Raw genomic sequence first — 26,299 nt, 5'->3', positions numbered from 1 at the left:
CTCAACCCAGAGGATGCCATAGATAGTCCATGGCAGATGCAGAGATTTTATTAGAAAATTTCAACAAAGCACTCGGCGAAGTAGAGCAGGCTAAAAAAGCAATCTTGCTCTTATCGCGTGAATCCGAGAGCTCGATACGAGCTCTCTATCGTTTAGCACTCTACATGCTTCACCAGGAACACGATTTGGAAGGAGCGACCCAAATTCTATCCAAAATTGCGGCTTGTACCCTCAAAAGCGAAACTCGATCACAGGCCCGAATCAGTTATGCGTTTACCTTGCTGGCGCGACAGCAAGCTGAGAGTGCGATTTCCATGTTAAACCGTGTTGTCTCAGAAGAGTCGAATCCCAGTATTCAGGCGCTGGCTCTGGACTATCTTGTCACTTTTATGCAAGAAAATGGAAATTCAAAGCCAGCCGTTGCCAATATGAACGAAAAGCGTATCATGGTCCTTCGCGATCTTGTCAACGAAGAGTCTGATCGAAAGCTTAAAGCAGACTATCAGTTGAGATTAGATGCTGCGATGGCAGAACGTGAAAATTCAATCTCTTAAAATCCGTTCATTTCGAAATATCGGCTTGCTAGAGTGGAATCCTGGTGCTTTCTTGAATCTTGTTTTAGGAAAAAACGGGCAGGGAAAAACGAATCTTTTGGATGCCATTGCGTTGCTATGTCAAGGCAAGCCCATGCGAGCGATTCGCTCCAACGAAGAGCTTATTCAACAAGGCCAACCAGCATCCAGGCTTGAAGCTCGACTGGCTGTTGATACTCCAATGGATGTTGCAATGACCCTGGATTGCGATGGGAAACAAGTTTGGGTGGACAAAAAGAGCGTGCGGGATTCTTTGAAGCTTCGAGAACGAATTGCGTTGATTGCTTTTGTTCCGGAAGATTTGGGGGCTATCTTTGGGGGTGCTTCGACTCGAAGAAAATTGCTCGATCAAGTCTGTGTAAGCTTGTTTCCGAACTACCTTCGTTATTATCGACAGTATGAAAAGGCCTTGCTGCAAAGAAATCGCCTACTGAAAGCGCCTATTGTGGATTGGCTGGAACTCGAATCCTTTACGCGCGTGTTGTCGGACTACGCTTTGGAATTGGAAAAAATACGGCATGAAACGCTTCAGATACTGGGCCCTTTTTACCAGGATTCGATACAGGTTCTTTCGGGCGGATTCTTGAAGATTGAGTTGAAATACGAGCCTTCGAGCCAGGGCAAACTGTACGATGCGCTGTTGGCAAGGCGTTTGGAAGAGCGAGCCAGAAAGACGACGATTTTGGGTCCTCATCTCGATGATTTAGACATTTTTATGAACGGTAGCCCGTCGAGATTCTCAGCTTCTCGAGGTCAGGCACGTATGATGATTTTGGCGTTCAAAATGGCTCAATTGGGTTGTGTCCTAGCCAATCGAGGAACTACCCCGATTTTGCTTTTGGATGATGTGGTCGGGGAATTGGATCAGGATAACGCCAATCGCTTATTTTCCACGATTGAAAAAGTTCAAGCCCAGACTTTTCTAACCACCACTCACGCCGATTTGTTACCAAACAGTTGGCAGGGCGAAGCGGAACGAGTTTTCATCCAAGCCGGTCAGGTGTTTGATCAAGAGCCACTTGAGGGGGCGAGGGCTTAGCCAGGTCAGTTCGAACAGAGCCAGGGTTTGGACCAGCGCATTCCCATTGGCGAGCTGATAAATCGGCAAAAGAATGTCTTCGGACCAATCGAGTTTCTCTAAAAGAAACAAAGCTTGCTGAGTGTATTGGCCGGAAACGATTTGATGAAATAGCTTTTGGCCAGCGCTTGGTGTTGCTGGTGCAGGAGTGTGTTCGGGAGTGTTGGAGTAAGCGAAGCCAAGCCTGACGCTCAAAGCAGCCGCTAAAGATTTGGCTTGTTTGAGTATCCAGCCCGGAAAATCCGATATTTGAGGCAAAAAGGACTCTAGGATAAAATCATCCAAAGCTTGATAGAGCAAATCTTGCTTGAGGCCAGGGGCAGACGGCTGGCCCCAGGTTTTCCGAAACAAAGACCATTGGGGTATAAAAGCGGGATTGTTTAGGAAAGAGCCAAGAATCTCGCTTTCCCAATCTGCCGATTCAGCTCGGAGCACGATCCCATTCAGCAATGAATTCAGCATCTCAGGGCTGGCTTCGTCTACCAGCTGATTGAGATCTTTCGTATAGACTTCCTGAGCGATGGTGTGAAGCGTGGTAGCCTCCTGAAGCTCAGAACGGATATTCAGAAGCATTCCAAGGCTTCGATAGAAAGCCATGAGGGTCCCATCAACGGCAAAGCCTTCTTCGAGGAGAGTGTCCATCGCCATGCCGAGTTTTTCATGAGCTTGCAGGTTTGAGCGATTTTCTTCTTTGAAGGCGTCTTGTTCCAGTTGAGCAAGCAGGTGGTTCTGTCCCTGCAGACTGCGATTATAGGCACTGAGAAATTCCTGCGCGGAGTGAGAAAGTTTGGTGCAGCTTAAGAACGTATCTTTGAGCCTTTTTCGTGCTTCATGATCCAGCTTGTGTGCATTGCCAAAATCAATCAAAACCAATTGAATATATCCACGTAGATAAGCGGCTTCGATCTCAGCCTGGGTAGTTTGATCATTCAGCTGAAATCGAGCATCTTGTAACACCATGATGTTTCCATCGTGCAAGTCACCGTGAAAAAAAACTTTTTTCTCATCCAGTTCCCAGAGAGCATGATGCATGAATTTCCAGCTCAGATGATTCCACAGGACGGTCTTCAGCAGCTTCTCAGCGTGCGTATGGCCAAGCTTCAAAAACGTTTTTCCATCGATAAATTCCATGGCAAAATAGTTTTGAGTGTGCGGGAAGCCCTGAATGGGTCGAACGACTTGGATGGGGTGTTCTTCATCTCCTTCATAGGCTTGGGCTCCTTGTTCGATTTTCTCCAGTTCCATTAAGTAATTCAGTTCTTCACGGATTTGCTGTTCGATTTGCTCGAAGCTTTTCTTTAATGCGGGTAAGTGAGCCTGCTTGGCAAAGAAAAGCCGTTCACGTTCGGCAATTTGACGGATTCCTGGCCTTTGAAATTTAATCACCAACTGAGCGCCTGTCGAGCGATCTCTGGCAAGGTAGGCCTCTCCAACGCTTGCTGCTCCCAAAGACCTCAGAATTTCTAAATCAACTCCTTTGGATCGAAGTTCTGCTAAGTATTGCTCCTGGTAAAAATCATGAATTGACGGCAATCCCTCCTTAATGCGCATCAAGTTAGACTTAAATTTTTTGAGTTCCAGATTATCTCCTGGTTCGAGATATTCAGCCATCAACTGCAAGTATTTCTGAAAGAAGGGTCCAGAAGCATAAATCCAGTTCAGGAGATTCTGGCTCGAGTCCAATTCAGGGTCAAATTGCCTGAAAGAAAAAGCCAACAAACGTGTTTTATCTTCCAAAGGGAGGGAAGGGAAATAGTTGGCTAAGACACGAGTAAAAAATTCTGTCCACGCGATCCCTAGTTTCGGTACTTGGATATTTTTTAACGCGTCGAATTCCATCTGAATTTCTTCGACAGCAGAAAGAATTGCTTTTTGGTGGGAACGATAGAAATCATCGTCTTGTTTGACCAGCGCTTTAAAAATGGTTTCTAAAGATTGTTTTTTCAGCTCTTGGAAATGAGGCGGGATCCGTGCGATCAATTCCTCTGGAAGACCGTTGAGCGCGTCTTCCGAATTGATGATGAAATAAAGCGCCTCCAAATGTTTGAAACAAGCGTCCTTGAACGGAAGTTCAGAGTGTGTATCTGCAGGATCTGGGTCCAGGGTATCGGCAAAGAACAGCTTCACAGCCTTGCGTTGTTGTTCAAGAGTCTGACTGGCCGGATGCGTGCCGCAGCCGTTACCTAAGATTACGATTAACAGCGCGAGAAAAAGCCGCATCATTGAGTCTGTATCATAATCTTGTCTCTATAACAATCGATTCTTGTTTGGGTTGATTGAAATTGGTCGATGTGATTTCTGTTTTTCAGTAAAATAAAAGTTTTATCTTATTGCAAAAATGCATTTATCCTAATCTTGCTTGAGCGAAGAGATCAAAGATGTTGCAATTCTGGGAGTACAGGACTATCTAGGCCATTAAGTCGATTGGCGACGCACTGAATTAGGAGTTACGATGAGTAAATGCTTTTCTTTTGTCCTGCAAGTCTTCTTCATTTTTTCAGTTTTCCCTCTTAGCGTTGGAGCTGAGCGTTCCATCTTGGCGAATAGCAATGCTACCTGTTCTCAGACCAATAATATGTCTGTTTTAGGGGAAGGAATCTATCCAGCGATCCAGACAGGCTCAGCAGCCTACTGTTGTGATTGGTGCGCTGAAAATACACAGTGTCTTGCTGCTGTGTATAATTCTTCTGGTGCATGCACCTTGTATAATTCGACAAATTTCACCAGTAAAGCCGGCCATACAGCGCTGCTCTTTCCTGGCCAGACTTGCAACACTGTGGCGGCAACGGATGTAGATCCATCCCCAGGTCAACTTCCACCGCAAAGTGTTGCTGCATTGACCTGGCAGTGTGGGGAAAACGTATCTGCTTTAGATCAGCCTGCAGCAGAATCCTATTGCTCGAGCTTGGGGCAAGATTGGCGCTTGCCGAGCATCTGGGAGTTGTTTGAGCTCTATCAGCAGCTTCGTGTGCTGAACGGGAATTACATACCATGGGCGTATTGGTCCTCTACTTCGGATGGGCCCAATTCTGTGTACGCCTGGTTGGTCAATTTCAACGATGGTAGTATGGGCCTCGATGACGTTGGCCTTCCTTACGGTGTCCGTTGTGTGCGCTGAGGACGGCCTTTAACGTTTTGACTCTCGACCTTTGTGGTATCGAGATAGGCCTTAGTCGAGCATTATTTCCAAAATATGGACTGTTTCCGGCCTCTTTCGAGCCAAGTTATGGGTCACAGTATTTCATGCGGAGTTTCGTACTTGCGCACACAACGAACAAAGTTAGAAAAGCTCATATCGAAGGTGAGAAGATCTGCCCATCGTGGAAATAAACGAACCAAGCATTAACGCCACCCGCTATCTGAGTCGATGACCAAAACCAACTGGCTGGAGTGTTTGGAAATGCGTAGATGTCGATACTGGGATTGCTAGTCGTTACATCGACCAACGTGCGTAGCTCTTTCACGCTGGGAAGACGCCAAGATCCATCGCCCTGCTTTTCAATCACCAACTCAGCGCGAAACCAGGCTTCGCTTCGTAAACCGTTGAAGTCCAGTAAAAAAACTGTGTATTCGAGAAAACAGCGGTATCAATCATGGGAGAAGAAGCAATGGTATAGTCTACCAAGGTCATCAGCTCTTCACTCGTTGGCAGTCTCCAATCGTCATAATTACCCGTTGTTTGGCTCATGCAGTAAGCTTGAGCAGAACCTGCGCCTGCCGAAGCATCCCAGAAATAGGTGCCCGCACTTCCCATCGCCTGCCATTGAAGTCCGGTGTACGAATCAACCACCACGCCATTGGCTGAGTTAAAACGAACGGACTCGCTGGCCGTGTCTTGATAAACACCGGTGGAAGCATTCCACATCGCCCACTCCGAAGGCGCTGGGATTGGCGAAGGGGTAGGTGCCGATGAAGGGGCTGCCGTACCATTTGGCAACAGGGCAAGATAGCCGACTTTAGCAACTAAATTGGTTTCGTTACGACTCCATTTAGAACGCTGCCCCTGTAGATACACCTTAGAAACCAATCGGCAAGATCATGTCCGGGTTGAACAGCCATTCCAGCGAACGTGGAAAAATGGCAAGGGATACAAGAGCAACCCCTTATCTCTTGTTGCTCGCGAGAGGGTGCGCAACATCAAAGCCCCCTTGAGAACGAGACATTGTGCATCAGGAGATTTTGATATGCGGTACAGGAAACGTTCCATCAAATAGTATTGAAAGATGGAATTGATATCGTATCCACGATGCGTGGCAATATTTTTGAGGCGTTGCTTAACGGATTCTGGCAAATTCATGACAAACTTTCCAAAATAAACTCGTAAGAAGCAGCCTTGTTGCTTTTGGTACACCACTGGAACCATTACAATCTGGGACTAAACAATCAAGTTCGGTTAGTGCGCGAGGCGGCGTTCTAACAAGCAAGCATCACCAAAACCGTCGCATCCACTGAACGACTTTCAGAAAGGCAAAAAAGAAGAGAATTCCGATTGCGGCTCCCAGGATATCGGCAAACCAGTCGGCAATGTCTGAACTTCGTTGAGGAACATAGCGTTGGTGGATTTCATCGATAAAGCCATAAAATCCTGTTAAAATCCAAGCCTCGAGAAAGACTTTTCTACCTGCAGACGCCGTTCGTATGGCTGTTCCTATGGCGGCTGCGATGCCAACGGCTCCAAAAGCAATCGCATGAAGAAGCTTATCCGAGTTGGAAAAGCGAAGAGAAGCGGGAATTGGGGGGTTGCTCATGCTCGATAGCCAGAAAATGATGCCGCATAAAGCCGCAAAAGGAATGTAATAGATTGCGATTTTTGCGGAGCGCTGTAGGTTTTCGGACATGAGATTTATCATATGATTGCATTTTTGAGTGGTCAACTCCAGGCGAAATCTTTGAGAAGCCTGATTGTTTTAGTGGGTGGAGTCGGGTATCGGGTAGCGATGTCCCTGGGAGATTTGTCTTGTTTGGGGCCTGAAGGCAGCAGCGTGGTTTTGCATGTTCATACCCATGTGCGAGAAGACGCGATTGAGCTTTACGGATTTCTGTCAGAAGAAGGGTTGTTGTGTTTTGAAAAGCTCATCAGTGTTTCTGGGATCGGACCGAAGATGGCTCTAAGCCTTCTGTCCAATGGAGATCCGGCCCGCCTCACTCAGGTGATTGCGTCTGGAGATATTGCCAGTCTCACGCGGCTCCCCGGGATTGGCTCTAAGATGGCCCAGAGGTTGGTTTTGGAACTCAAGGATAAAATGGAGCCTGTTGCCTCCTCTCTTTCGATGGATTTGCGATCGGCTATCTTAAATCTTGGCTATAAGCCGCAACAGGCCGAGCAAGCGATTCAGCGCGTTGAATCTTTGATTCATGCGCAAAAGCCATTGCCTGAACTGGTTCGAGAAGCCTTGCGAGGAATTCAATGACTTCCGAATCAATTCTATGTACCCAAATGACTTCCGAAGATCCTCAGGAGCCATCCCTGCGTCCGCAGCAGTTTGCTGATTATATTGGCCAGGAACGCTTGATCGAGAATCTACGGGTATTTGCTCGTGCAGCCAAACAGCGACAAGAGCCCCTGGATCATATCTTGTTATCAGGCCCTCCAGGGCTTGGGAAAACAACTCTAGCCCATATTTTAGCTTCTGAGCTGGGCGCTTCGATTCATGTAACCTCAGGCCCTGCTTTGGAGAAAAAAGGGGATTTGGCTGGTATTTTGACCAATTTACAGCACGGTGATATTTTGTTTATTGATGAAATTCATCGCCTTAGCAGTGTGATTGAAGAAAATCTCTATCCGGCCATGGAAGATTTTCGATTTGACGTTGTGATCGGTGAAGGGGCGCATGCTCGAAGCATTCCTCTGAACATTCAACCTTTTACGCTTCTGGGAGCTACCACCAAGGCTGGTTTGCTTACGTCTCCTTTACGGGATCGGTTTGGCTTTGCTGCCCGGCTTGAATTTTATTCGATCGAAGAACTCACGCAAATCGTCCTGCGGTCTGCTCATATTTTTGGCGTTCGAATCGATGCTTTGGCTGCCAAGACGATTGCGGATAGCAGTCGTGGAACGCCTCGGATTGCGAATCGGTTGTTGAGAAGAGTTCGAGACTTTGCCGAAGTACTGCATTCGGGTCAAATTACGATGGGCATTGCCGAAGATACACTTCGTCGCCTCGGGGTTGCAACGGGCGGGCTCGATCAAATGGATTTACGGATATTGGGCTATTTGATTGAGGTCGCGGAAGGTCATCCCGTTGGGCTCGAAACATTGGCAGCAGCACTAGGAGAATCGGCGACCACCTTGGAGGATGTCTACGAACCCTATTTGCTCCAAGAGGGCTACTTGATGCGAACGCCAAGAGGACGGGTTGCTTTAAAGAAGGCTTATGAAAAGCTCAAGTGGACTAAGTTGGGTTCCTGAGCTGTTTTTCTCTCGATGGTTTTGATTTATGGTTTCCTGATCTTTTTCGGGGGTCTTTGTTTTGGGGCAAATCGAGATAGGGGAGTGGTATGGCTTGAGAATCCGACCTGCGCGGGTGTTCTCATCGAGCCCGATATTGTTTTGTCCTTAAAAACCTGTTTGGGATCCCACACCTCGATTGTATGGCCTTATCGTACGCGTATCTTGGAAACGATCCAAAGCCCTGATGCAAACCTGGCTATTTTGAAATTAGGAAAGAGTTTGCCGAATCCGGTTCCTATCATTCAAATGGCGGAACGGAGTTTTATCAAAGAGGGTTGCCCCATCTATTTTTCAAATTTGCAACAATCCACGTCCAATTGGATCGATCGCATCAGCCCTGAATCCCTATTTTTATTGGACGGACTGGAACCTCCTCTTTTAGGCTCTCCAGTTCTGACTTCAATTCCTGGGCAGGGAGAACGTGTGGTGGGTCTCTTAACGAAGAGCAAGCAAGCCATTCGTTTGGAGTCTTATTATGCCTTCATTTTCAAAGGGATTCAATTTATTCAAAACGGCAACAAAACCTTGGAGTCGAGAGTGAAAGAAAATGGAGATTATCTCACGCTTCCTGCGATTCCGATTCAAGAGTCTCTACGTTTACTGGCAATTCCTGTTTCTGATGAAACACAGGCCTCTCCATCCGTGAATTCGAGCCACCTACAAGCAGCCGCCAGCAATCCAGATATTCCACAGAGCCTAGGCTGCCGTTGTTCGCAAGTGAGACGAACTCAGGAAAAATGACGATGTTTCAGTCATGCAGGGCCTCATTTCAACCTTGTCGATTGAATTTAACCACCTAATAGGGTATATACACTTTTCATGGAAAAACCTTTGATCAGTTTCGATTATGCCATCAAATACCTGCTCAAAAATCAGGCAGATTATGACATTATTGAGAGCTTTCTATCGGCTCTTTTGGCTACTGAAGGTTATCCACCGGTCAAGATTAAGGCCTTAATCGATCCTGAAAGTCAAAAAGAAGCCAAAGACCAAAAGCGAAGCATCGCAGACTTGGTGGTAGAAGACGCTCATGGCGTTAAGTATGTGGTGGAGATTGAGCGTTCTTACACCACGCATTTTGCTCATAAAGCCTGCTTTAATACTTCTCGCAGAATGATCGATAGTCTGGAGCAAGGTCAAGATTTTACCCAGATTAAAAAAGTGTTTCACATCAGCCTGCTCTATTTTGAAGTCCCTCAAATGAACCACGCCTTGGCCTTTGGGAAGACGATTATTCATGAGAGAGACACGCAGAATCCCGTATCGTTGCATTTGTCCGCTAACGGTTCCAAAGACTTGGATATCTACAACGTGTTTCCAGAGTATTTTTTCGTCTGCATCCCGAAATTCAATGATGAGATTCGAAGTGAAATCGATGAGTGGCTTTATATGGCCAAACATGAACAAATTCGCCCTGATTTCCAATCGAGAGGGATGGAAAAAGTTTCTGAACGGCTTCAGATCCTCAAGATGACGGATGTCGAGCGCAGGGACTATTGGCGGTATCTGAAACAAAGTGCCTCCGAGCAAGATTACTACCTGTGTGCCGAAGCGAAAGGCCGAGCCGAAGGCAAAGTAGAAACAGCGATCAAGCTGTTAAAGCTTGGTCTGGATAAATCTCTGATTGCGGCAGCCACCGATCTCGTCCTTGAGCAAATTGAGCAGCTTGAGAAAGAACTAAATTCTTAAGGAGCGGGTGCGTATCGTCATTCCAGGACCGATTGACGGTTGCTGCATCCCATAGCAACATCGGAATCTCTATGAGTATTCGTGATCCGCATTCCAAACTGGCCCATCTAGAAGCTTGTCTGAGCGACGAAGTTTTGTATCGAAAGAGCGCTGGATTTGAGTGTGTTGAGCTTGAGAATCAGGCGGGAAGAAGCATTGCGCTCCAAGAAATCGATCTCTCCGTTCCATTTTTGAATCAGAAATTGAAAGCTCCTTTGATGATTGCACCGATGACTGGGGGAGTGCAGCGAGGAGCTGAGCTGAACCGGCTATGGGCTCGAGCTGCGCAGCACTTTGGCATTGCCTTGGGAGTCGGGAGTCAGCGTGTAGCGATCGAGAATCCGGAACTTGAATCAACGTTTTCAATCCGATCTTTGGCTCCTGATGTTTGTATTTTTGCCAATATCGGTGCCGCGCAGGTCGCTCAAGGTTTGCCGAACGAAAGCATTCAACGTGCCGTGGATATGTTGGAAGCCAATGCTTTATTTGTTCACTTTAATGCCATGCAAGAAGTGTGCCAAAAAGGAGACGTTGATTATCGCAAACTAGAGCCTTCCATGGTCCGCCTTTGCGAATATTTTCAGAAACGTGGTGTTGCCGTGTTCGCGCGTGAGGTGGGTTTTGGTTTATCCGAAGAATCGGCACGACGCTTGATTTCGATGGGGGTTTCTGGTCTGGATTGTGCGGGTGCTGGTGGAACTTCCTGGTCCAAAGTCGAAGCATTGTGCTCGACTTCGAGCGAACAAAGAGCCATGGCTTTGCGTTTTGGAGAGTGGGGTATTCCCACGGCTCGGTCGATTCAAAATGTTCGCGCGGTCTCCAAAACAATTCCCCTGATCGCCTGTGGTGGGATTCAGAATGGCCAAGAAGCGCTTAAAGCGATTCATTTAGGAGCTGATATTGCGTCGATGGCTCGCCCAATCTTGCTCGCAGCCATGGCCGGGGAGAGGGCTTTGTTCGAGTTCTTGGAACAAGTCATTGATGAAATGCGAATCGCTGAGTTTGCCTCTGGGGTCTTAAATGCGAAACAGAGCTTTTGTGCTTAGGGTGTGAGATCGACGATTTTTGATGAACGAGGAGCTCTCGGTTTTTTGGGAGCGGCTTTTGAGGAGGCTGCTTTCTTTTTAGGAGCTGCAGACTTTTTGGCAGTGGCTTTCTTCGGGGTAGCTCGAGGCTTCGTTTTCTTCAAGATGCCGACTTTATCTAAAATGCGATCCATCTCCGAACTGAGTTTGGACGGGAGGCAGCTTTTATTTTCATTCCAAGCTACAATCAGCTGATTCACGCTTTCTTTGGCTTGAGCTGCAACTTGATGCATCACCTGACGGATTTCACCTTGAGTCTCATCTTTGAAGTTGGAAGCCTGTTTTTGTGCTTCGCACAAAAGGGTCAGGGCATTTTGTAAAAAAATCCGACGTTTCTGAGTCATGAACTTCGTTTCCTTTCCTTAGGCTAGCACAAATCCTCAGAAACGACTATTTCGAGCGGAAAATAACTCGTCCCCTCGTGAGGTCGTAGGGAGATAGAGCAACGCGAACTTTGTCCCCCAACACGATCCGGATAAAGTGTTTACGCATTTTTCCAGAAGTGTAAGCAAGAACCTCATGTCCATTTTCAAGGGTGACGCGAAACATACCTCCTTGGAGGACTTCCTTAATGGTTCCATCGACTTCAATCTGGTCTTCACGCGACATCAAACTCTCCTTGCAAGCATGAAACATAGCAAAATCCATACTAAAAACAAGTCCCTATTGACCTTTTATCTTCTAATAAACAAGATCTGCCTTGTGTTTTATTTCTTATTTTTAATTCTGAGTATTCTGGTGGGTTCGTGTGTTTCGGTTAGTGGGAGTGGGGATGTTTCGGCAAAAGGAAGAGCGAATCATTTGGTGACCGTCTTAAAACCGGTTCTTCCCAAGCGTCTTTCGGAGGCTTATGCTCACACGCTGTATTACGATCGTCGGGCAAGCAGCGATTGTCAACCCTTTTGCCCGCAAGTCGATGTTTGGCAGTATGTTTACCGGAATCACGTTTCGCCAAATCCCATCTCGACTCAAAAAGCATTCTGGAAAACTTCCAACGAGGCCCGTGTGATCGCCTTTTCCCTATTTGGGAAGAATCCGATCTATTACGCAGGCCTCTTGGATTTTTTGAAGAGCTTTCAGGTATTAAAGCGTGTGAATGGGGTGACCGATGCTGTCTGGGGGCTCGAGACCTTTACGCCTCGTGTGTATGTTCCCAAAGGAAAAAAGAAACCTCTGGAAGGTGAACTGAGTTCGAAACAGATCCAGGAGCTTCTTGAGGCCGGTGTCGAGATTGCTTACGTGGATAATGGTCTTCAAAAAGTGGGGAAAGATGCTACTTTTTGGCGTTTCTTAGTCGCAGCCGAGAAGATGCCACCCGGGCAAAGGATTCGCTATTTGCTTCGAGATGCAGACTGGGTCATGACAGGGGCAGAAGCATTTTCAATAGGCGAATGGATCGCGAGTGGGCATCGTTATCATCGAGCGCATCTGGTGCCGATTTGCATCGGCCCTCTTACGGCCAGTTGGTGGGGTGGATGGCACGAAGGGGCAGGTGAATTCTCGGATTTACACCAGGCGATGACCTACTTTCCGTATCGGTTTCGCTACGGCGATGATGAGCTATTCTTGCGAGATATGGTATGGCCCAAAATGAAAGCGTCTGGTTCGGTTCTGACGCATGTGAGCAAGCGCGGCTGGGTATCTGCGATGGTTTCCCCCTACCAAGGAAGTTGCGAGGAACCGACTCAAGACTACTGCAACGCTTTTAACCTGAAAAACAACTGTCAAGATATCGAGCTTCCCGAAGGCATGGTTTACCCAAGCATCCAGTTGGGGCTCCGAACCGCGCTCCAGGAACTGGAGAGAAACGCCGATTACTTCGATATGCAGCTCATGTCTCCCAGAGGAAAAAAAGTCTACGAAGCACTTCGTGTAAGAGATTAACGAACGATTGCTTGAATTTATGCTAGACTTGGCGCATGAACGCGCTCCAAGAACTTAGTCAAGTGGGTCAGTCGATTTGGCTTGATTTTATTCAACGTGGTCTGATTGCTTCTGGTGAGCTGAAACGCAAGGTACAGGAAGAGGGTTTAAGAGGGGTTACTTCGAACCCGGCGATTTTTGAGAAGGCTGTTGCCTCCGGAAGCGATTACGATGATTTTCTGAACGCTTTGAACCAGCAGCAGCTTTTAAAGCCGATCGAGCTTTACGAAGCCTTAGCGGTTCGAGATGTTCAAGACGCTGCCGATGTTTTGCTCGAAGTGTACCAAGAAACGAATGCGCTGGATGGCTACGTGAGCCTAGAAGTTTCGCCTCATCGAGCGCTTGATTGCGCGGGAACGATTGCGGAAGGAAAACGCCTGTGGGCACGCGTGAATCGACCGAACCTGATGATCAAGGTCCCTGCGACGCCCGAGTGCATTCCGGCGATCGAAGAATTGATTGCTCAAGGGATCCCGGTTAATGTGACGCTGCTATTTTCCCAAGAGCTCTACCTTCAAGCCGCCGAGGCATACATGAAGGGACTCGAACGGCGGGTCGAGCAAGGCTTTCCCGTGGCTCATGTGGCGAGTGTCGCCAGCTTTTTTATTAGTCGCATTGATTCGGTGATAGACTCCTTGGCTCCAGAATTGGCGGGTAAAATCGCGATCGCCAATGCCAAGCAAACGTACCAAGTCTACAAAGCGCTTTACGCATCCGATCGCTGGAAACAGCTGAGTCAGCGCGGAGCGCATAAACAACGTTTATTATGGGCCAGTACCAGTCCAAAGAATCCGACCTATCGAGATGTTTTGTACGTGGAAGAGCTGATCGGGCCTGATACGGTCAATACGCTTCCACCCGCTACGTATGAGGCATTCTTAGATCATGGAAATTGGGACCCAAAATTAGAGACGCGTTTAGAAGAAGCGAAAGCGGATTTGGAAGCACTCGAAAAAAAGGGGATTTCGCTTCAGAGTGTGACCGACTCGCTTTTAACCGAAGGGATTCGTTTGTTTACGGGTCCGTTTGATAAGATGTTGAGTGCCATTGCGGCGAAATACCCCGCTCGCCTTTTGCCAGTTCCCGATCTGTTCGAGCAAGCCAAATCGAGTCCATGGATGGGTTGGTTGAACGTGCTCGAGGACCAGCCTTGCCAGTTAAAACCTTTGCCTACAGGAATTCAATCGATTGTTTTGCTCGGAATGGGAGGCTCGAGCCTGGCTCCCGATACTCTTTCACGTTTGCTTCAAAAACAGGATGCATGGCCAAGGTTTTGGGTGCTGGATTCTACGGACTCGGCGCAAATCGCCGATATGGAAGGCCAGATTGATCTGAAAAAGACACTGTTTATCGTTTCCAGCAAATCCGGAAGCACATTAGAGCCGAATATCTTCTTGGATTATTTTTGGGATAAAGTCAAAAATCCGGCTCAATTTATCGCCATCACCGACTCGGGTTCGGCGCTGGAGAAAGTAGCCCGAGAGCGAGAATTTTTTGCGATCTATCCAGGAGTGCGGTCGATCGGGGGACGCTATTCTGCGCTATCCAACTTTGGCCTGGTTCCAGCGGCTTATAGAGGAATTGATGTGAACGCGATTTTGGCGAGTGCCAAGCGCATGCGTCATGCCTGTCGCTCTCTCGAACCCCTCAAAAACCCAGGCGCTCAGCTGGGGCTCACGTTGGGACAATTGGCTCTTCAAGGACGTGATAAAGTCACCCTGCTGACTTCAAGCGCCTTGGCACCTTTGGGCGACTGGATCGAACAATTGCTGGCAGAATCCACTGGCAAAGAAGGCAAAGGTTTGATTCCGATCGTGGGCGAGTCTTTGGCGGATCCAAGTGTTTATGGAAACGATCGAGCCTTTGTATTTTTTAAACTATGCGGTGACCCAGAGCTGGAGCACGGCGTGGAAGCCCTGGAACGTGCGGGTCAACCCGTTATCCGAATCGAGATTTCCGACTTAGAAGATTTGGGAGGCGAATTCTATCGATGGGAAGTGGCGACTGCGATGGTGGGTCCAATCTTAGGGATCAATCCCTTTGATCAGCCCGATGTTGAAGCCGCTAAAATAGCTGCGCGCGCTTTGATGGAACACCCTGAGCAGATACCGGCTTATCCATCGAGTACCCTTCAAGATTATGAACATTGGCTCCTGCAGATTCGGCCTGGAGACTATGTGGCTATTCAAGCATTTGTGAACATGAATTCCAAAAATCAAGAATTTCTACAAAAGCTCCGGCATCAAATCCGCGATGAGAAGCAAGTTGCCACCACTCTTGGATTCGGTCCTCGATTTTTGCATTCTACCGGTCAACTTCACAAAGGAGGACCTAACACCTGTGTTGCGCTTCAGGTGTTTGAAGACTCGAAGCCCGATCTTTCGGTTCCCAACCGTGGCTATACATTTAATCAGGTTAAACGCGCACAGGCACTGGGCGACGCGCGTGTTTTATGCGAAAGGGAGCGCAGAATCTTATGTATTAGCCTGGAGGAATTATGCAAATTGGAATGATCGGATTAGGCAAAATGGGGGCCAAGATGGCTCAGCGCCTCCTCGATGGAGGGCATACGTGCGTGGTGCACGATATTCAGCCGAGTCATATAGACCAGCTTCAGCAGCAAGGAGCTTTGGCCGCTTACTCTCTTGCCGATCTGAAAAACCAGTTAAGCGCTCCACGTGTGGTCTGGGTGATGCTTCCTGCGGGTCAACCCACTCAGGGTACGATGGAAGCCTTGGCCCATACGCTGGAAGCCGGAGATATCGTGATCGATGGCGGAAACTCTTATTACAAGGATGATCGGAAACAAGCCGATCGCCTCCAACAAGCGGGGATCCATTTCGTGGATGTCGGAACCAGCGGAGGGGTTTGGGGAAAAGAACGAGGATATTGCTTAATGATTGGGGCCGATCGAGCTGTATTTGAGCATTGTGAACCTCTGTTTCAGACCTTGGCTCCGGGAGCCGGAGATCTGGAACGTACGGCTGGCGAGGGGGGTCCCTTGCGCCCAGCCGAGCAAGGCTACTTGCATTGTGGGCCGGTAGGAGCTGGCCATTATGTCAAAATGATTCACAATGGAATCGAGTACGGCTTGATGCAGGCTTATGCTGAAGGATTTGATATTTTAAAAGGTTCTAGTGAGTTTTCGTTCAACCTGAAAGACATTGCGGAAGTATGGCGTCGAGGGAGTGTGATTGGATCCTGGCTTCTGGACCTGACCGCGATGGCTTTAGAGCAAGATCCCGAATTGGATTCTTATACGGGACAGGTTGGGGATTCAGGAGAAGGGCGTTGGGCCGTTCAAGCTGCCGTTGAGTCGGGTGTTTCTGCAGAAGTTCTTTCAACGGCTTTGTTTAAGAGATTCCGTTCGAGGCAAGACCACAGCTTCGCGGAAAAAACTTTGTCCGCCATGCGCTTTCAATTCGGGGGGCATGTTGAAAAATGAAGGCTACAGATTGTCAACTCGTGATTCTTGGTGCGGGCGGAGATTTAACCAAGAGATTGCTGTTACCTGCTCTGTGTAACCTCGGAGCCGCTTCGCTATTGCCGGATCACTTTTCTTTATTTGGTGTTGCACGCACCGAGCAAACCCCAGAGGCTTTTCGAAATACCATGAAAGGCAACGTGGAGAGTTTTGTATCGGATTCGGATTCCAAAGCCTTTGGCGAAAAGTTAATGGAAAATACGCATTTTATCTCGGGTGATTTAACCCAAGAAAGCACATTCCAATCCTTAAAATTAGCCTTGGACCCAAATCGGAATCATATTTTTTACTTAGCCGTTCCTCCTCAATTTTTTCTTAAAATCATTAAGCTGCTTGGGCAGTTGGGCCTTGTGGATGAATCGAATGGATTTCGCCGTCGAGTGATTATCGAAAAACCCTTTGGGCGTGATCTGGAAAGCGCTCAGAAGCTGAATGCGGATATTTTACGAATTTTACAAGAACATCAAATCTTTCGAATTGATCACTATTTGGGCAAAGAGACGGTCCAAAACCTATTGGCGTTTCGGTTTGCAAACGGCATTTTCGAACCGATCTGGAACCGGCGCTACATTGATCACGTCCAAATTACGGTAGCGGAAAGTTTGGGTGTTGAGCTTCGAGGCAACTACTATGAAACGGCAGGGGCCCTTCGAGATATGGTTCCCAACCACATTTTTCAGTTGCTTAGCTATGTTGGCATGGAACCTCCGATTTCCTTAGACGCGGATGCGGTTCGAGATGAAAAATCCAAATTATTGCGCGCGATTCAGCCTCTAAAGCCCGAAGATGTAATCCGTTACGTCGTTCGCGGGCAGTATCGAGAGTACCGATCCTCTAAAGATGTGAAGCCGGATTCCAATGTGGAAACCTTTGTGGCGCTTCGTTTGATGGTGGACAATTGGCGCTGGGCAGGTGTTCCGTTCTACCTCCGAACGGGAAAAAGAATGCCTCAGCGCGCTACGGAGATTGCCATTCAATTCAAAACTCCTCCGGCGGTAATGTTCAAGGAAACGCAGGTTGAGAATTTGTCTCCTAATCTGCTCGTCGTCCATATCCAACCTGAAGAAGGGATCTCTCTGCGATTCGGTGCCAAAGTGCCCGGGCCGGTGGTGAAGTTAGAAGATGTAAACATGAAATTTCAGTATCGCGATTATTTCGGATCGCGGCCTGGAACGGGATATGAGGCCTTGTTATACGATTGCATGATGGGCGATAGCACTTTATTCCAAAGAGCCGATATGGTGGAAACCGGTTGGCGAGTGGTTCAACCGATTTTGGATGTTTGGAATGCGCTTCCTCCTCGAGATTTTCCAAATTATGGCTCTGAAAGTTGGGGTCCTCAAGAAGCAAGTGAATTAATGGAAAGAGAAGGTCGAAAATGGCGAAATATAATTTAATAAACTTTGAATCCGAATCGGAATTCGCCCGCTACGCGGCTGAAGAGTTTAACACGCTTGCGGAACAAGCGATCGCGGAGCGCGGTCGATTCAATGTGGCGCTATCTGGTGGAAGAACTCCGAAGCCTGTATGGGAAGCGCTGAAAACGATCCCGGTCGATTGGTCCAGGGTCCATATCTATTGGAGCGATGAACGCTACGTGCCAATCGAACACCCGCGAAGCAATGCCGGAAGCGCCAAGCACGATCTGCTGGATCACGTTCCGGTTTCCAAAGCTCATATTCACGCAATAGAGACTGGATTAGCCGATCCTCATGAATGCGCTTTGCGTTATGCTAAGAATCTCGAGGAGCTTCGATTGGATTTGGTGTATTTGGGCATTGGAACAGATGGTCACACTGCCTCGTTATTTCCAGGCATTTCTCTGCCTGTTAATAGCAAAGTAGCGGCCATTTATGTGGCTCGCCAAGGCGAGTACCGCATTACTTTGTTGCCGGATGCGATCAATCAGGCTCGAGAAATTCGTTTCCTGGTTTCAGGTCCTGAAAAAAAAATGATTCTAGAGCAAGTCCTGCAGGCGTCAGAAGATCAAGTGCTATACCCTTGTCAACGGATACGAAGTTGCCCGATTCTAGCTTTCGAAGTCTTTAGCTCCTGTTCTAGTTAGGCAAGAAGTCTCATGAGCCCCTACGAGCTTTTCTTGCGATGTTCTAGAGCGGTTCCGGTTTGAGGTGGTTTATGAGGTCATGGGACCCGCGTTCTGGACTTGCTGTCCTCTGAAGCAGAGTTGGTCGAGACCCGGTGTCGATGATCTTTTGGGTTGAAAAGGAATCGTGAAATACGGCTGAGCACGGAATGGTTGAACAGAAGTTTTGGAAACTTATTTTTGCTTTATGAGCGGAGCTTATGCCATCGGTTCTGCGGTGTTTTTGGGAAAGTGTTGGCAAGCTCAAAAGCTTTCTTCAAAAACTCTATTCGTTTGGCTGACACTGGTTGTGTCTGGGCTTGTGGGTTCTAAATGGGCCCATGTTTTGTTTGAAGCCAAAGGGCACTGGCTCAGCAATGGAACCATTGCTGTCAGCGCTTGGGACTTGATATACGACGATCCAGGCCATGCTTTTCGTTGGAGCGATCCAGGCTACGTTTTGTTGGGCGGAATCTTGGGCGCTCTCATGGCTGCGAGTCTCTGGTCAGAGATAAGAGAATATGCAGACTTATGCGTCCCCGCCTTGTGCACGGGTCTCGGGTTTGGGCGTATTGGCTGCTATGTCACGGGTTGCTGCGAAGGCGTCGGAGGCATTCCTGTACAACTCATTGAATCTTTGTACGCATTCTCTTTGATCTGGATTGCCAAGGACTGGAAACAATTTTTAGGATATTATGGTGTCTTTCGGTTTGGGATTGAGTTTCTTCGCACGGATGAGAATCGGGGCTTCTGGGCCTTGGGATTATCTACTTCCCAATGGATCTGCCTAGCTCTCTTGACATTTCTCGTAAAATCCAGTCAATTGCGCCAAACAAGGATTACAACATGACTTATGCCATTATTGAAGCTGCTGGCAAACAGCATCGTGTCTCTGCTGGCGAGCGCTTGAAGCTCGATCTCACTCGGACTTATCAAGCCGGCGACGCCGTTACCTTTGATAAAGTCTTGATGATTGGTGGAGAAGCGGTCAAGCTTGGCAAACCTCTCGTATCGAATGCGAAGGTTCAAGCAACCGTGCTGAGCACCGGCAAAGACAAAAAAGTACTGGTCTTCAAGAAAAAACGACGCCAAGGCTACCAAAAGTCTCAAGGACACCGTCAGCATTTTGTTGAAGTTTTGATTAACGAGGTTCACAGTGGCACATAAAAAAGGGCAAGGCTCAACTCGAAACGGGCGAGATTCAAACCCGAAGTATTTGGGTGTTAAGCGATCGGATGGAACGCAAGTTCTGGCCGGCAATATTCTCGTCCGCCAACGTGGAACGAGAATTAAACCGGGTAAGAACGTGGGTTGCGGCCGAGATCACACCTTGTTTGCGTTGACCCACGGAGTGGTCAAGTTTGAACGCACCAGCCAAGAACGCATCCACGCCAACGTCTATCCGGTTGTATGAAGCGTATTGCCATTAACGGCTTCGGTCGCATTGGACGTGCGGTCTTGCGGATCATTCAAAACAGATCCGATCTTCAAGTTGTAGCCATCAATGATCTCAGCGATGTGGATACGATGGCTTATCTCTTGAAGTACGATTCCGTCCACGGACGATTCCCTGGAACAGTCCGAGCGGAAAAAGAAGCTTTGATGGTTAATGGCAAAACCCTTCAGGTATACTCGCGGAAAGATCCACTGGATTTGCCTTGGAAGGACTTGGAAGTGGATGTGGTTTTGGAATCAACCGGTCACTTTTTAAGTCGCGATAAGGCCCTGTTGCATATCCAAGCTGGGGCTAAAAAGGTGCTGATCAGCGCACCCACCAGCGGAGAAGCACCGGACGCTACGATTTGCTACGGAGTGAATTCAAACGTGTTTGACTCCAAGATGCAAGTCGTCTCCACTGCGTCGTGTACCACCAATTGCATCGCGCCGGTTGCTAAAGTCTTGAGCGATCATTTCGGGATCAAAAAAGCTTCTGTCACAACGATTCACAGCTATACCAACGATCAACAACTTCTGGACTTGTCACACAAAGACAAACGCCGCGCGCGTGCGGCAGCCCTATCCATGATTCCGACGACCACAGGCGCAGCCAAGGCTGTCGCGTTGGTGCTTCCGGAATTGGAAGGCAAATTTGATGGAATGGCGATTCGAGTACCGACTCCCAATGTCAGTTGCATTGATTTGGTGGCTGTTTTGAATCAGGACACGACTGTGCAAGAAGTGAATGCCAAACTGCGAGAAGCTTCACAAGGTATCTTGAAGGGGATCTTGGGTTATACCGAAGATCCGGTGGTTTCCGTGGACTTAAACGGAACGAACGAATCGTCGATTGTTGATGCCGGCTGTACCAAAGTACTGGGTGGCAACCTCGTCAAGGTTCTGGCTTGGTACGATAACGAGTGGGGCTTTGGCAACCGTGCTGTTGATTTATTGTCTTTGATGGCTCAATCGTGCTGACCTACCTAGACGACCCCAAAATCGATTGGCTTGGAAAGCGCGTATTTTGCCGCTTAGACCTTAACGTTCCCTTTGAGCAACCGGGCGTCATTGCCGATGATACACGGATCCGTGCTTGTCTTCCTACCATTCACTACCTTCGCGAATGCGGAGCGAAAGTCATCGTAGCAAGCCATTTGGGCAGGCCTAAAGGTAAGTCAAGGCCTGAGTGCTCGCTGGAGCCTGTAGCGGTGCGACTTCATGAATTGCTTGGACAGGACATTGTTTTTGCCCACGACTGCATTGGCGATGGAGTTAAAAAGCTTGTTGCAGAAATGAAGCCCGGTGAAATCTTGATGTTGGAAAACCTCAGATTTCACCCAAGCGAAGAGAAAAATGACGAGGCTTTCGCTCGGCTTTTGTCGCAAAATATGGATGCCTACGTCAACGATGCCTTTGGAACGGTGCATCGTGCTCACGCGTCTGTGGATGCCATAACGCGATTTATCCCGATCAAGTGCGCTGGCTTCTTGATTCGGCAAGAAATTGAAAACCTCAACCAAATCACGGTTGCTCCGAAAAAGCCTTTTGTGGCTATTTTGGGGGGAGCTAAGGTCAGCGATAAGTTGGGTGTGATTGCCCAGCTCCTTCCCAGAGTGGATACGTTGATCATTGGTGGAGCGATGGCATACACGTTCTTGAAGGCTAAAGGACTTCCTATCGGCCGAAGCCTCTTCGAAGAAAATAAGCTTAATATGGCTCATTTAATTCTTCAAAAAGCTTCCAGCCTGGGCGTATCGGTTATTCTTCCCACCGATCATGTGGTGGTTTCCGAATTGAAACGCGAAGCCTTGGCTGAGGTTGTGACTCACATGCGCGAGCAAGATATTGGAATCGATATAGGTCCTCAAACGCGCACCCAATGCGAGCGAGCCATTCATTTTGCCAAAACTATTTTTTGGAATGGCCCGGTAGGCTTGTTTGAGTGGGAATCTGGCTTTGCTGGAACCGAGTCGATTGCGAAAGCGGTTGCAGAAAGCGAGGCATTCAGTGTGGTGGGCGGTGGAGATTCGGTAGCCGCTCTGAGCAAAGTTGGGTTGTCCGACAAAATATCTTATCTTTCAACCGGTGGAGGCGCAAGTCTTGAGTATATTCAAGGAGTTGATTTACCGGGTATTCTTGGACTGAAAAACAAGTTTTGATTGCCTCTCTTCCCTAATCAAAAAGTCTGGGTGTTGATTGATGAATACGACACGCCCTTGCAACAGGCTTACCTCAACGGATTTTTTCCGGAAGCCGTTGCCTTCCTATACAAGGCTGTGATGACGCGAATTTCCAAGGAAGCCTGTTTTCCGATCTCAATAACATCAGCGTGTACGACATTAGCCAAGATTTTTATTTGGACTACTTTTTGGCGAAAAAAGACAGACGATTTACAATCCCTGGTCCGTTTTGAATTTTCTCAAGCACCACAGCGATGCCTGCAAAGATCCGGGTATTTTGATCGAAGTCAAATGGGTTTGAAGGCTTCAGCGGGTCTGAAGCAGGTCGAAGAAAAAGCGTATTATCAGGAATTGCAAACGGCGGGTTGTTCAAAAATCCAAGCCTATTCGATTGCGTTTGATGGCAAGCGAGTCAGCAGTCAGTATCGCTTCTGGGCTGAACTCTAAGGGCACTTTGTCCCCGTTGCCAAGGTTCTTATGGCCTGCTACAGGCGTCAGATTATGCCGCGATCGATATCAGCTGGGATAGCCATGTTTGCCATGTTGTTTGGCGCGGGCAACGTTGTGTTTCCATTGGCCCTGGGTCGAGAAGCCGGCGCTTCAGTGGGTTGGGCTGTGACGGGTTTTTGCCTAACGGCTGTCGTTGTTCCTTTGCTTGGGCTCGTATCGACCGTTCTGTACGATGGAGACTACCGGCAGTTTTTGGGACGCGTGGGAGTGATTCCTGGCATTTTGATGGCAGCCGTGTGCATGATTTTAATCGGCCCGTTTGGGGCGATTCCTCGGTGCATCAATACGGCGTTTGCTGCCACCAAGTGGTATTTTCCCGATTTTTCATTGGGTTATTTCAGCTTTTTAGCTTCCGGTGTGGTTTTTCTCTTTGCGCTGAAGCAAAACACCGTGGTGGATTTGATTGGAAAATTTCTGGGTCCCGTCAAGCTTCTCTTGCTCTTAAGCATTATTATTGTGGGCTTATTCTGGGTTCACGGATCTCCTAATCCAAGCGATTGGGCTCCTTCCGAGGCTCTTCTCAAGGGAGTTGTGGAAGGCTATGGGACCATGGATCTCTTGGGAACCATTTTTTTTGCTGGCCTCATTCTGACCAACCTGAAACAAGGGCTTGGCAAAGAAACCAGCTATCAACGCTTGGCAATTGAGGGGCTGAAAGCAGGTTGTGTGGGTGCTGTTTTACTCGGCCTGGTCTACGCGGGTTTTTGCTTAGTAGCGGCTTTCCACGGGCCTTCGGTGGGGGATATAAACCGATACGAGCTCTTAAATGCGCTAGCTCCTTATATCCTCGGGCCTCAGGGAGGCATCCTGACCAATGCAACAGTGGCCGTGTCTTGCCTGGTCACTGCTTTAGCCCTGACGACTGTGTTTGCGGATTATCTTCGAAAGACCATTTTTCGGGAAAAATTGAGCTACCCGCTCTGTCTTTTGATGACAACGGCGATCAGCGGTTCGATGGCCAACTTAGGTTTTGCCAAACTGATGGGGTTGATTGTCCCTTTGATTGTTGCTTGTTACCCGGCGTTGATTGTTTTAGCGATCGTCAATCTGGCGCATAAGCTTTTTGGCTTTCGATTCGTCAAAGTACCGGTGTTTGCGACTTTGTTGATCACTTTGATTGCGATGATGCTTTAGAAGCAGGTGCAGCCATTGTCATTTCAGCCTTTTTAGCTTAAGTTGAGGCCTCTTATGTCCGACATTCACTCCATTAGCATTGCGGAAGAACTTCGTACCTCTTTTCGCGATTATTCCATGAGCGTCATCATTGGCCGTGCGTTACCCGATGTGCGCGATGGCTTGAAGCCGGTTCACCGCCGAATTCTATACGCCATGTATTCGGAAGGTTTACTTTCTTCTCGAAAGTTTTCCAAATGCGCCGGTGTGGTGGGGGAAGTGCTCAAAAAGTATCACCCCCACGGCGATATGCCTGTATACGAAGCCTTGGTTCGAATGGCTCAGCCTTGGAACATGCGCGAACTGCTGATTGATGGTCAAGGGAATTTCGGTAGCGTGGATGGGGATCCCGCGGCTGCTTACCGGTATACGGAAGCCAGGCTTGCAAAAATTGCCGAAGAGCTTTTACGCGATATCGAAAAAAATACGGTTGATTTCATTCCCAATTTTGATGGGACCGTGGAAGAGCCTGTGGTTCTGCCTTCTCGCATCCCGAATCTTTTGGTGAACGGATCCGAAGGAATTGCGGTGGCCATGGCCACCCGTTGCCCTCCGCACAATCTCGGAGAAATCATTACTGCGTTGTTGGCGGTCATTGCTGAAAAGTATGAAGAGGGACCGGAGATTGACAATCGGGCTTTATTTCAAATGGTGCCGGGTCCTGATTTTCCAACGGGTGGTTTCATCTGCGGTACTGAAGGCTGTCGTTCGGCTCTGGAAACGGGTCGAGGCTCGGTTGTACTTCGTGGAAAAGCGGCGGTTGAGTATAACGAACGCGCTAAACGCCAGCAAATCATCATCGATGAAATTCCATACCAGGTTAACAAGGCTCGACTCTTGGAGCGTATTGCCGAGCTTGTACGAGACAAACGCGTGGATGGGATCACGGACATTCGCGACGAATCGGATCGAGATGGTATGCGCATCGCGATTGATCTGCGGCGCGATGCGATGGGCGATGTTATCCTGAACCAGCTCTATCAGCTGACACCTTTGCAAACTTCTTACCCCGTCAATCAGCTGGCGATTGTGCAAGGACAACCTCGTACCCTGGGTCTGCGCGATGTTTTAGAAGAGTTTATTTCGTTCAGACGCGAAGTGGTGACGCGAAGAAGTCGATATGAGCTTCAGGAAGCTCAGAAGCGTTTTCATATTGTTGCTTCGCTTTTGGTCGCCCTCGATGCGATTGATCGGGTCATCGAAATCATTCGCTCGAGCAAGAATACCGAAGAAGCAAAAACGCGTTTGTGCGAAGAGAGATTCATGGGTTCTGAGCAACTTGCTTTGTTTGCTTCGGCCCCGACGGATCAAATTGATTCGTGGATAAAGCAAGGCTTTGCGCAATTGGATGAAACTCAAGCAGCAGCGATTTTGGAAATGCGCTTGTCTCGTTTGGTCGGCTTAGAACGTGAAAAATTGGTCTCGGAAGGCCAAGAATTGCTCAATACCATTGCGCGATTGCTCGAAATTTTGGGCGATTTGAAAGTCATGATGGGTGTGATTAAGGGTGAATTGATCGAGATTCAAGCTCAATTTGCAACACCTCGAAGGTCTCAAATCATTGGCGGCGTAGGCCAGATGACCGATGAAGACTTGATCCCCGAAGAAGACATGTTGGTCACCATTTCCCACCAGGGTTATATCAAGCGCGCTCCACTGGCCAACTATCGGTCGCAGCGCCGTGGTGGTAAAGGTAAAACAGCCGTCACAGCGAAGGAAGAAGATTTTATTGAAGACGCTTTTTCGGCTTCGACGCACGCTTACCTTCTGGCCTTTACCAACCTGGGTCGTGTATTTTGGGTCAAGGTTCATGAATTGCCGATGGCAGGCCCTCAATCCAAAGGTCGACCGATTGTGAATTTGATCCAACTTTCCGAAAATGAAAAAGTTCGGACTATTTTGCCGGTTCGCCACTTTCCTGCGGAAGAAGGCAAGGCATTTGTGGTCACGGCCACCAAGTGGGGCAAGATTAAGAAGACGGATTTGATGGCTTATTCAAGTCCTCGAAGCTCGGGATTGATCGCTTGTGGGATTGAAGACAACGACGAATTAGTCGGTGTTAAAATCACAGAAGGCAAAAATGACATTATTCTATCGACCAAAGCCGGTATGGCGATTCGATTCGGAGAGTCTGATGTGCGCCCGATGGGCAGGCAAGCGGCCGGGGTTCGTGGAGTCTCACTGCGAACGGGCGATGAGCTGGTAAGCATGGAAGTCTTGGGCGATAAATCCAGCATTCTAACCGTTACAGAGTTTGGCTATGGAAAGCGAACCGATGTAGCAGAATATCGATGCCAGACCCGTGGTGGGATCGGTCTAATTACGATTAAGTGTGATGAACGCAACGGTCGTGTTTGCGGGACGATTCAGGTCTCAGAGCAAGATAATGTCATGCTAACGACCGACGCTGGAATATTGATCCGAATGAAAGCGGGCGATGTGTCTGAAATTGGCCGAAACACGAAAGGCGTTCGACTGATTTCCGTGGACCGCAATAGTACCGAAAGGGTTATTGCAGTGACTCGAATTGATGATAATGAGGATTCCGAAGAACTCAACGAAGGAGGTGAATAA

At 48.3% G+C, this 26,299-nt stretch carries 28 protein-coding genes; 21 read left to right on the top strand and 7 right to left on the bottom strand.

The features are described from left to right. The first annotated feature begins 29 nt into the window (after positions 1-29). Together I8H75_00370 and recF are read left to right on the top strand one after the other, a co-directional pair. Positions 30-554 (top strand): hypothetical protein, encoded by a 525-nt coding sequence (locus I8H75_00370; GenBank protein MBH2005799.1) that lies wholly within the window; start codon positions 30-32, stop codon positions 552-554. Continuing rightward, positions 535-1,632 carry a DNA replication and repair protein RecF gene (gene recF, locus I8H75_00365; protein MBH2005798.1) on the top strand — a complete coding sequence of 366 codons (1,098 nt, stop codon included), beginning with the start codon at positions 535-537 and terminating at the stop codon, positions 1,630-1,632. The genes I8H75_00370 and recF overlap by 20 nt, the downstream gene beginning before the upstream one ends. Here recF and I8H75_00360 read toward each other — a convergent pair. After that, complete coding sequence (locus I8H75_00360) at positions 1,540-3,894, bottom strand: hypothetical protein (GenBank protein ID MBH2005797.1); 2,355 nt, start codon at positions 3,892-3,894, stop codon at positions 1,540-1,542. The genes recF and I8H75_00360 overlap by 93 nt on opposite strands. A 229-nt stretch (positions 3,895-4,123) precedes the next feature. On the opposite strand from I8H75_00360, the gene I8H75_00355 reads away from it, so the two are divergent. After that, entirely contained in the window at positions 4,124-4,789 is a 666-nt protein-coding gene (locus tag I8H75_00355; GenBank protein ID MBH2005796.1) for a DUF1566 domain-containing protein, read from the top strand. A 172-nt stretch (positions 4,790-4,961) separates the two neighbouring features. Here the strand turns inward: I8H75_00355 and I8H75_00350 are convergent, their stop codons facing one another. The 4 genes from I8H75_00350 to I8H75_00335 form a co-directional block, all read right to left on the bottom strand. Then, positions 4,962-5,177 carry a DUF1566 domain-containing protein gene (locus tag I8H75_00350; protein MBH2005795.1) on the bottom strand — a complete coding sequence of 72 codons (216 nt, stop codon included), beginning with the start codon at positions 5,175-5,177 and terminating at the stop codon, positions 4,962-4,964. Next, entirely contained in the window at positions 5,174-5,536 is a 363-nt protein-coding gene (locus I8H75_00345; GenBank protein ID MBH2005794.1) for a DUF1566 domain-containing protein, read from the bottom strand. Before I8H75_00345 ends, I8H75_00350 begins: the two co-directional genes overlap by 4 nt. Before the next feature lie 171 nt (positions 5,537-5,707). Continuing rightward, on the bottom strand, positions 5,708-6,034 hold the full coding sequence (locus tag I8H75_00340) for a nucleotidyl transferase AbiEii/AbiGii toxin family protein (protein ID MBH2005793.1): 327 nt from the start codon (positions 6,032-6,034) through the stop codon (positions 5,708-5,710). 64 nt (positions 6,035-6,098) lie between these two features. Next, entirely contained in the window at positions 6,099-6,509 is a 411-nt protein-coding gene (locus I8H75_00335) for a VanZ family protein (GenBank protein MBH2005792.1), read from the bottom strand. Positions 6,510-6,521: 12 nt separating this feature from the next. Here I8H75_00335 and ruvA point away from each other — a divergent pair, with 12 nt between their 5' ends. From ruvA to I8H75_00310, 5 genes are all read left to right on the top strand, one after another. Continuing rightward, positions 6,522-7,082 (top strand): Holliday junction branch migration protein RuvA, encoded by a 561-nt coding sequence (gene ruvA / locus I8H75_00330; GenBank protein MBH2005791.1) that lies wholly within the window; start codon positions 6,522-6,524, stop codon positions 7,080-7,082. Next, complete coding sequence (gene ruvB, locus I8H75_00325; GenBank protein MBH2005790.1) at positions 7,079-8,080, top strand: Holliday junction branch migration DNA helicase RuvB; 1,002 nt, start codon at positions 7,079-7,081, stop codon at positions 8,078-8,080. Before ruvA ends, ruvB begins: the two co-directional genes overlap by 4 nt. 84 nt (positions 8,081-8,164) lie before the next feature. Beyond that, entirely contained in the window at positions 8,165-8,863 is a 699-nt protein-coding gene (locus I8H75_00320; GenBank protein ID MBH2005789.1) for a hypothetical protein, read from the top strand. A gap of 78 nt (positions 8,864-8,941) precedes the next feature. Continuing rightward, on the top strand, positions 8,942-9,811 hold the full coding sequence (locus tag I8H75_00315; GenBank protein ID MBH2005788.1) for an Rpn family recombination-promoting nuclease/putative transposase: 870 nt from the start codon (positions 8,942-8,944) through the stop codon (positions 9,809-9,811). Positions 9,812-9,882: 71 nt separating this feature from the next. Continuing rightward, the gene (locus tag I8H75_00310) at positions 9,883-10,896 is read left to right on the top strand and encodes a type 2 isopentenyl-diphosphate Delta-isomerase (GenBank protein ID MBH2005787.1); all 1,014 of its coding nucleotides are present in this window, start codon (positions 9,883-9,885) and stop codon (positions 10,894-10,896) included. Here the strand turns inward: I8H75_00310 and I8H75_00305 are convergent. Together I8H75_00305 and infA are read right to left on the bottom strand one after the other, a co-directional pair. After that, positions 10,893-11,279 carry a hypothetical protein gene (locus tag I8H75_00305; GenBank protein ID MBH2005786.1) on the bottom strand — a complete coding sequence of 129 codons (387 nt, stop codon included), beginning with the start codon at positions 11,277-11,279 and terminating at the stop codon, positions 10,893-10,895. The genes I8H75_00310 and I8H75_00305 overlap by 4 nt on opposite strands. A 46-nt stretch (positions 11,280-11,325) precedes the next feature. Beyond that, positions 11,326-11,544, bottom strand: a complete 219-nt coding sequence (gene infA / locus I8H75_00300) for a translation initiation factor IF-1 (protein ID MBH2005785.1) — start codon at positions 11,542-11,544, stop codon at positions 11,326-11,328. A gap of 93 nt (positions 11,545-11,637) precedes the next feature. On the opposite strand from infA, the gene I8H75_00295 reads away from it, so the two are divergent. The 13 genes from I8H75_00295 (at position 11,638) to gyrA (ending at position 26,299) form a co-directional block, all read left to right on the top strand. Then, positions 11,638-12,819, top strand: a complete 1,182-nt coding sequence (locus I8H75_00295; protein ID MBH2005784.1) for a hypothetical protein — start codon at positions 11,638-11,640, stop codon at positions 12,817-12,819. A gap of 35 nt (positions 12,820-12,854) precedes the next feature. Beyond that, the gene (gene tal, locus I8H75_00290; protein MBH2005783.1) at positions 12,855-15,371 is read left to right on the top strand and encodes a transaldolase; all 2,517 of its coding nucleotides are present in this window, start codon (positions 12,855-12,857) and stop codon (positions 15,369-15,371) included. Continuing rightward, complete coding sequence (gene gnd, locus I8H75_00285) at positions 15,356-16,303, top strand: decarboxylating 6-phosphogluconate dehydrogenase (GenBank protein MBH2005782.1); 948 nt, start codon at positions 15,356-15,358, stop codon at positions 16,301-16,303. Before tal ends, gnd begins: the two co-directional genes overlap by 16 nt. Further along, a complete protein-coding gene (zwf, locus tag I8H75_00280; protein ID MBH2005781.1) occupies positions 16,300-17,739 on the top strand; it encodes a glucose-6-phosphate dehydrogenase in 1,440 nt (479 codons plus the stop codon). Before gnd ends, zwf begins: the two co-directional genes overlap by 4 nt. Beyond that, positions 17,721-18,407 carry a 6-phosphogluconolactonase gene (pgl, locus tag I8H75_00275; protein MBH2005780.1) on the top strand — a complete coding sequence of 229 codons (687 nt, stop codon included), beginning with the start codon at positions 17,721-17,723 and terminating at the stop codon, positions 18,405-18,407. Before zwf ends, pgl begins: the two co-directional genes overlap by 19 nt. Positions 18,408-18,633: 226 nt before the next feature. Then, positions 18,634-19,275: a prolipoprotein diacylglyceryl transferase gene (locus tag I8H75_00270; protein ID MBH2005779.1), complete on the top strand. Its 642-nt coding sequence runs from the start codon at positions 18,634-18,636 to the stop codon at positions 19,273-19,275. After that, complete coding sequence (rplU, locus tag I8H75_00265) at positions 19,272-19,592, top strand: 50S ribosomal protein L21 (GenBank protein ID MBH2005778.1); 321 nt, start codon at positions 19,272-19,274, stop codon at positions 19,590-19,592. The genes I8H75_00270 and rplU overlap by 4 nt, the downstream gene beginning before the upstream one ends. Then, positions 19,582-19,839, top strand: coding sequence for a 50S ribosomal protein L27 (gene rpmA, locus I8H75_00260; protein ID MBH2005777.1), 258 nt, complete (start codon positions 19,582-19,584; stop codon positions 19,837-19,839). The genes rplU and rpmA overlap by 11 nt, the downstream gene beginning before the upstream one ends. Beyond that, positions 19,836-20,840, top strand: coding sequence for a type I glyceraldehyde-3-phosphate dehydrogenase (gene gap / locus I8H75_00255; protein ID MBH2005776.1), 1,005 nt, complete (start codon positions 19,836-19,838; stop codon positions 20,838-20,840). Before rpmA ends, gap begins: the two co-directional genes overlap by 4 nt. Beyond that, entirely contained in the window at positions 20,834-22,021 is a 1,188-nt protein-coding gene (locus tag I8H75_00250) for a phosphoglycerate kinase (GenBank protein MBH2005775.1), read from the top strand. Before gap ends, I8H75_00250 begins: the two co-directional genes overlap by 7 nt. 30 nt (positions 22,022-22,051) lie before the next feature. Beyond that, positions 22,052-22,489 (top strand): hypothetical protein, encoded by a 438-nt coding sequence (locus I8H75_00245; GenBank protein ID MBH2005774.1) that lies wholly within the window; start codon positions 22,052-22,054, stop codon positions 22,487-22,489. A 54-nt stretch (positions 22,490-22,543) separates the two neighbouring features. Next, positions 22,544-23,686, top strand: coding sequence for a branched-chain amino acid transport system II carrier protein (gene brnQ / locus I8H75_00240; GenBank protein MBH2005773.1), 1,143 nt, complete (start codon positions 22,544-22,546; stop codon positions 23,684-23,686). A 54-nt stretch (positions 23,687-23,740) separates the two neighbouring features. After that, complete coding sequence (gene gyrA, locus I8H75_00235) at positions 23,741-26,299, top strand: DNA gyrase subunit A (GenBank protein MBH2005772.1); 2,559 nt, start codon at positions 23,741-23,743, stop codon at positions 26,297-26,299.

It is taken from the genome of Myxococcaceae bacterium, from assembly GCA_016000045.1.
Classification (GTDB): domain Bacteria; phylum Myxococcota; class UBA727; order UBA727; family JABDBI01; genus AER2-1.
The sequence above is the reverse complement of the archived record's forward strand: the minus strand, read 5'-3'. Positions and strand labels throughout refer to the sequence as shown.

Excerpts from the sequence above, each read along its gene's own strand:
- I8H75_00310 (MBH2005787.1), top strand. The coding sequence starts at position 9,883 with ATGAGTATTCGTGATCCGCATTCCAAACTGGCCCATCTAGAAGCTTGT.
- rplU (MBH2005778.1), top strand. The coding sequence starts at position 19,272 with ATGACTTATGCCATTATTGAAGCTGCTGGCAAACAGCATCGTGTCTCT.
- tal (MBH2005783.1), top strand. The coding sequence starts at position 12,855 with ATGAACGCGCTCCAAGAACTTAGTCAAGTGGGTCAGTCGATTTGGCTT.
- ruvB (MBH2005790.1), top strand. The coding sequence starts at position 7,079 with ATGACTTCCGAATCAATTCTATGTACCCAAATGACTTCCGAAGATCCT.
- I8H75_00370 (MBH2005799.1), top strand. The coding sequence starts at position 30 with ATGGCAGATGCAGAGATTTTATTAGAAAATTTCAACAAAGCACTCGGC.
- I8H75_00270 (MBH2005779.1), top strand. The coding sequence starts at position 18,634 with ATGAGCGGAGCTTATGCCATCGGTTCTGCGGTGTTTTTGGGAAAGTGT.
- zwf (MBH2005781.1), top strand. The coding sequence starts at position 16,300 with ATGAAGGCTACAGATTGTCAACTCGTGATTCTTGGTGCGGGCGGAGAT.
- I8H75_00340 (MBH2005793.1), bottom strand. The coding sequence starts at position 6,034 with ATGGTTCCAGTGGTGTACCAAAAGCAACAAGGCTGCTTCTTACGAGTT.
- I8H75_00305 (MBH2005786.1), bottom strand. The coding sequence starts at position 11,279 with ATGACTCAGAAACGTCGGATTTTTTTACAAAATGCCCTGACCCTTTTG.
- I8H75_00345 (MBH2005794.1), bottom strand. The coding sequence starts at position 5,536 with ATGTGGAATGCTTCCACCGGTGTTTATCAAGACACGGCCAGCGAGTCC.
- I8H75_00335 (MBH2005792.1), bottom strand. The coding sequence starts at position 6,509 with ATGTCCGAAAACCTACAGCGCTCCGCAAAAATCGCAATCTATTACATT.
- infA (MBH2005785.1), bottom strand. The coding sequence starts at position 11,544 with ATGTCGCGTGAAGACCAGATTGAAGTCGATGGAACCATTAAGGAAGTC.
- brnQ (MBH2005773.1), top strand. The coding sequence starts at position 22,544 with ATGCCGCGATCGATATCAGCTGGGATAGCCATGTTTGCCATGTTGTTT.
- gnd (MBH2005782.1), top strand. The coding sequence starts at position 15,356 with ATGCAAATTGGAATGATCGGATTAGGCAAAATGGGGGCCAAGATGGCT.
- gyrA (MBH2005772.1), top strand. The coding sequence starts at position 23,741 with ATGTCCGACATTCACTCCATTAGCATTGCGGAAGAACTTCGTACCTCT.
- ruvA (MBH2005791.1), top strand. The coding sequence starts at position 6,522 with ATGATTGCATTTTTGAGTGGTCAACTCCAGGCGAAATCTTTGAGAAGC.
- I8H75_00360 (MBH2005797.1), bottom strand. The coding sequence starts at position 3,894 with ATGATGCGGCTTTTTCTCGCGCTGTTAATCGTAATCTTAGGTAACGGC.
- pgl (MBH2005780.1), top strand. The coding sequence starts at position 17,721 with ATGGCGAAATATAATTTAATAAACTTTGAATCCGAATCGGAATTCGCC.
- I8H75_00355 (MBH2005796.1), top strand. The coding sequence starts at position 4,124 with ATGAGTAAATGCTTTTCTTTTGTCCTGCAAGTCTTCTTCATTTTTTCA.
- gap (MBH2005776.1), top strand. The coding sequence starts at position 19,836 with ATGAAGCGTATTGCCATTAACGGCTTCGGTCGCATTGGACGTGCGGTC.
- I8H75_00315 (MBH2005788.1), top strand. The coding sequence starts at position 8,942 with ATGGAAAAACCTTTGATCAGTTTCGATTATGCCATCAAATACCTGCTC.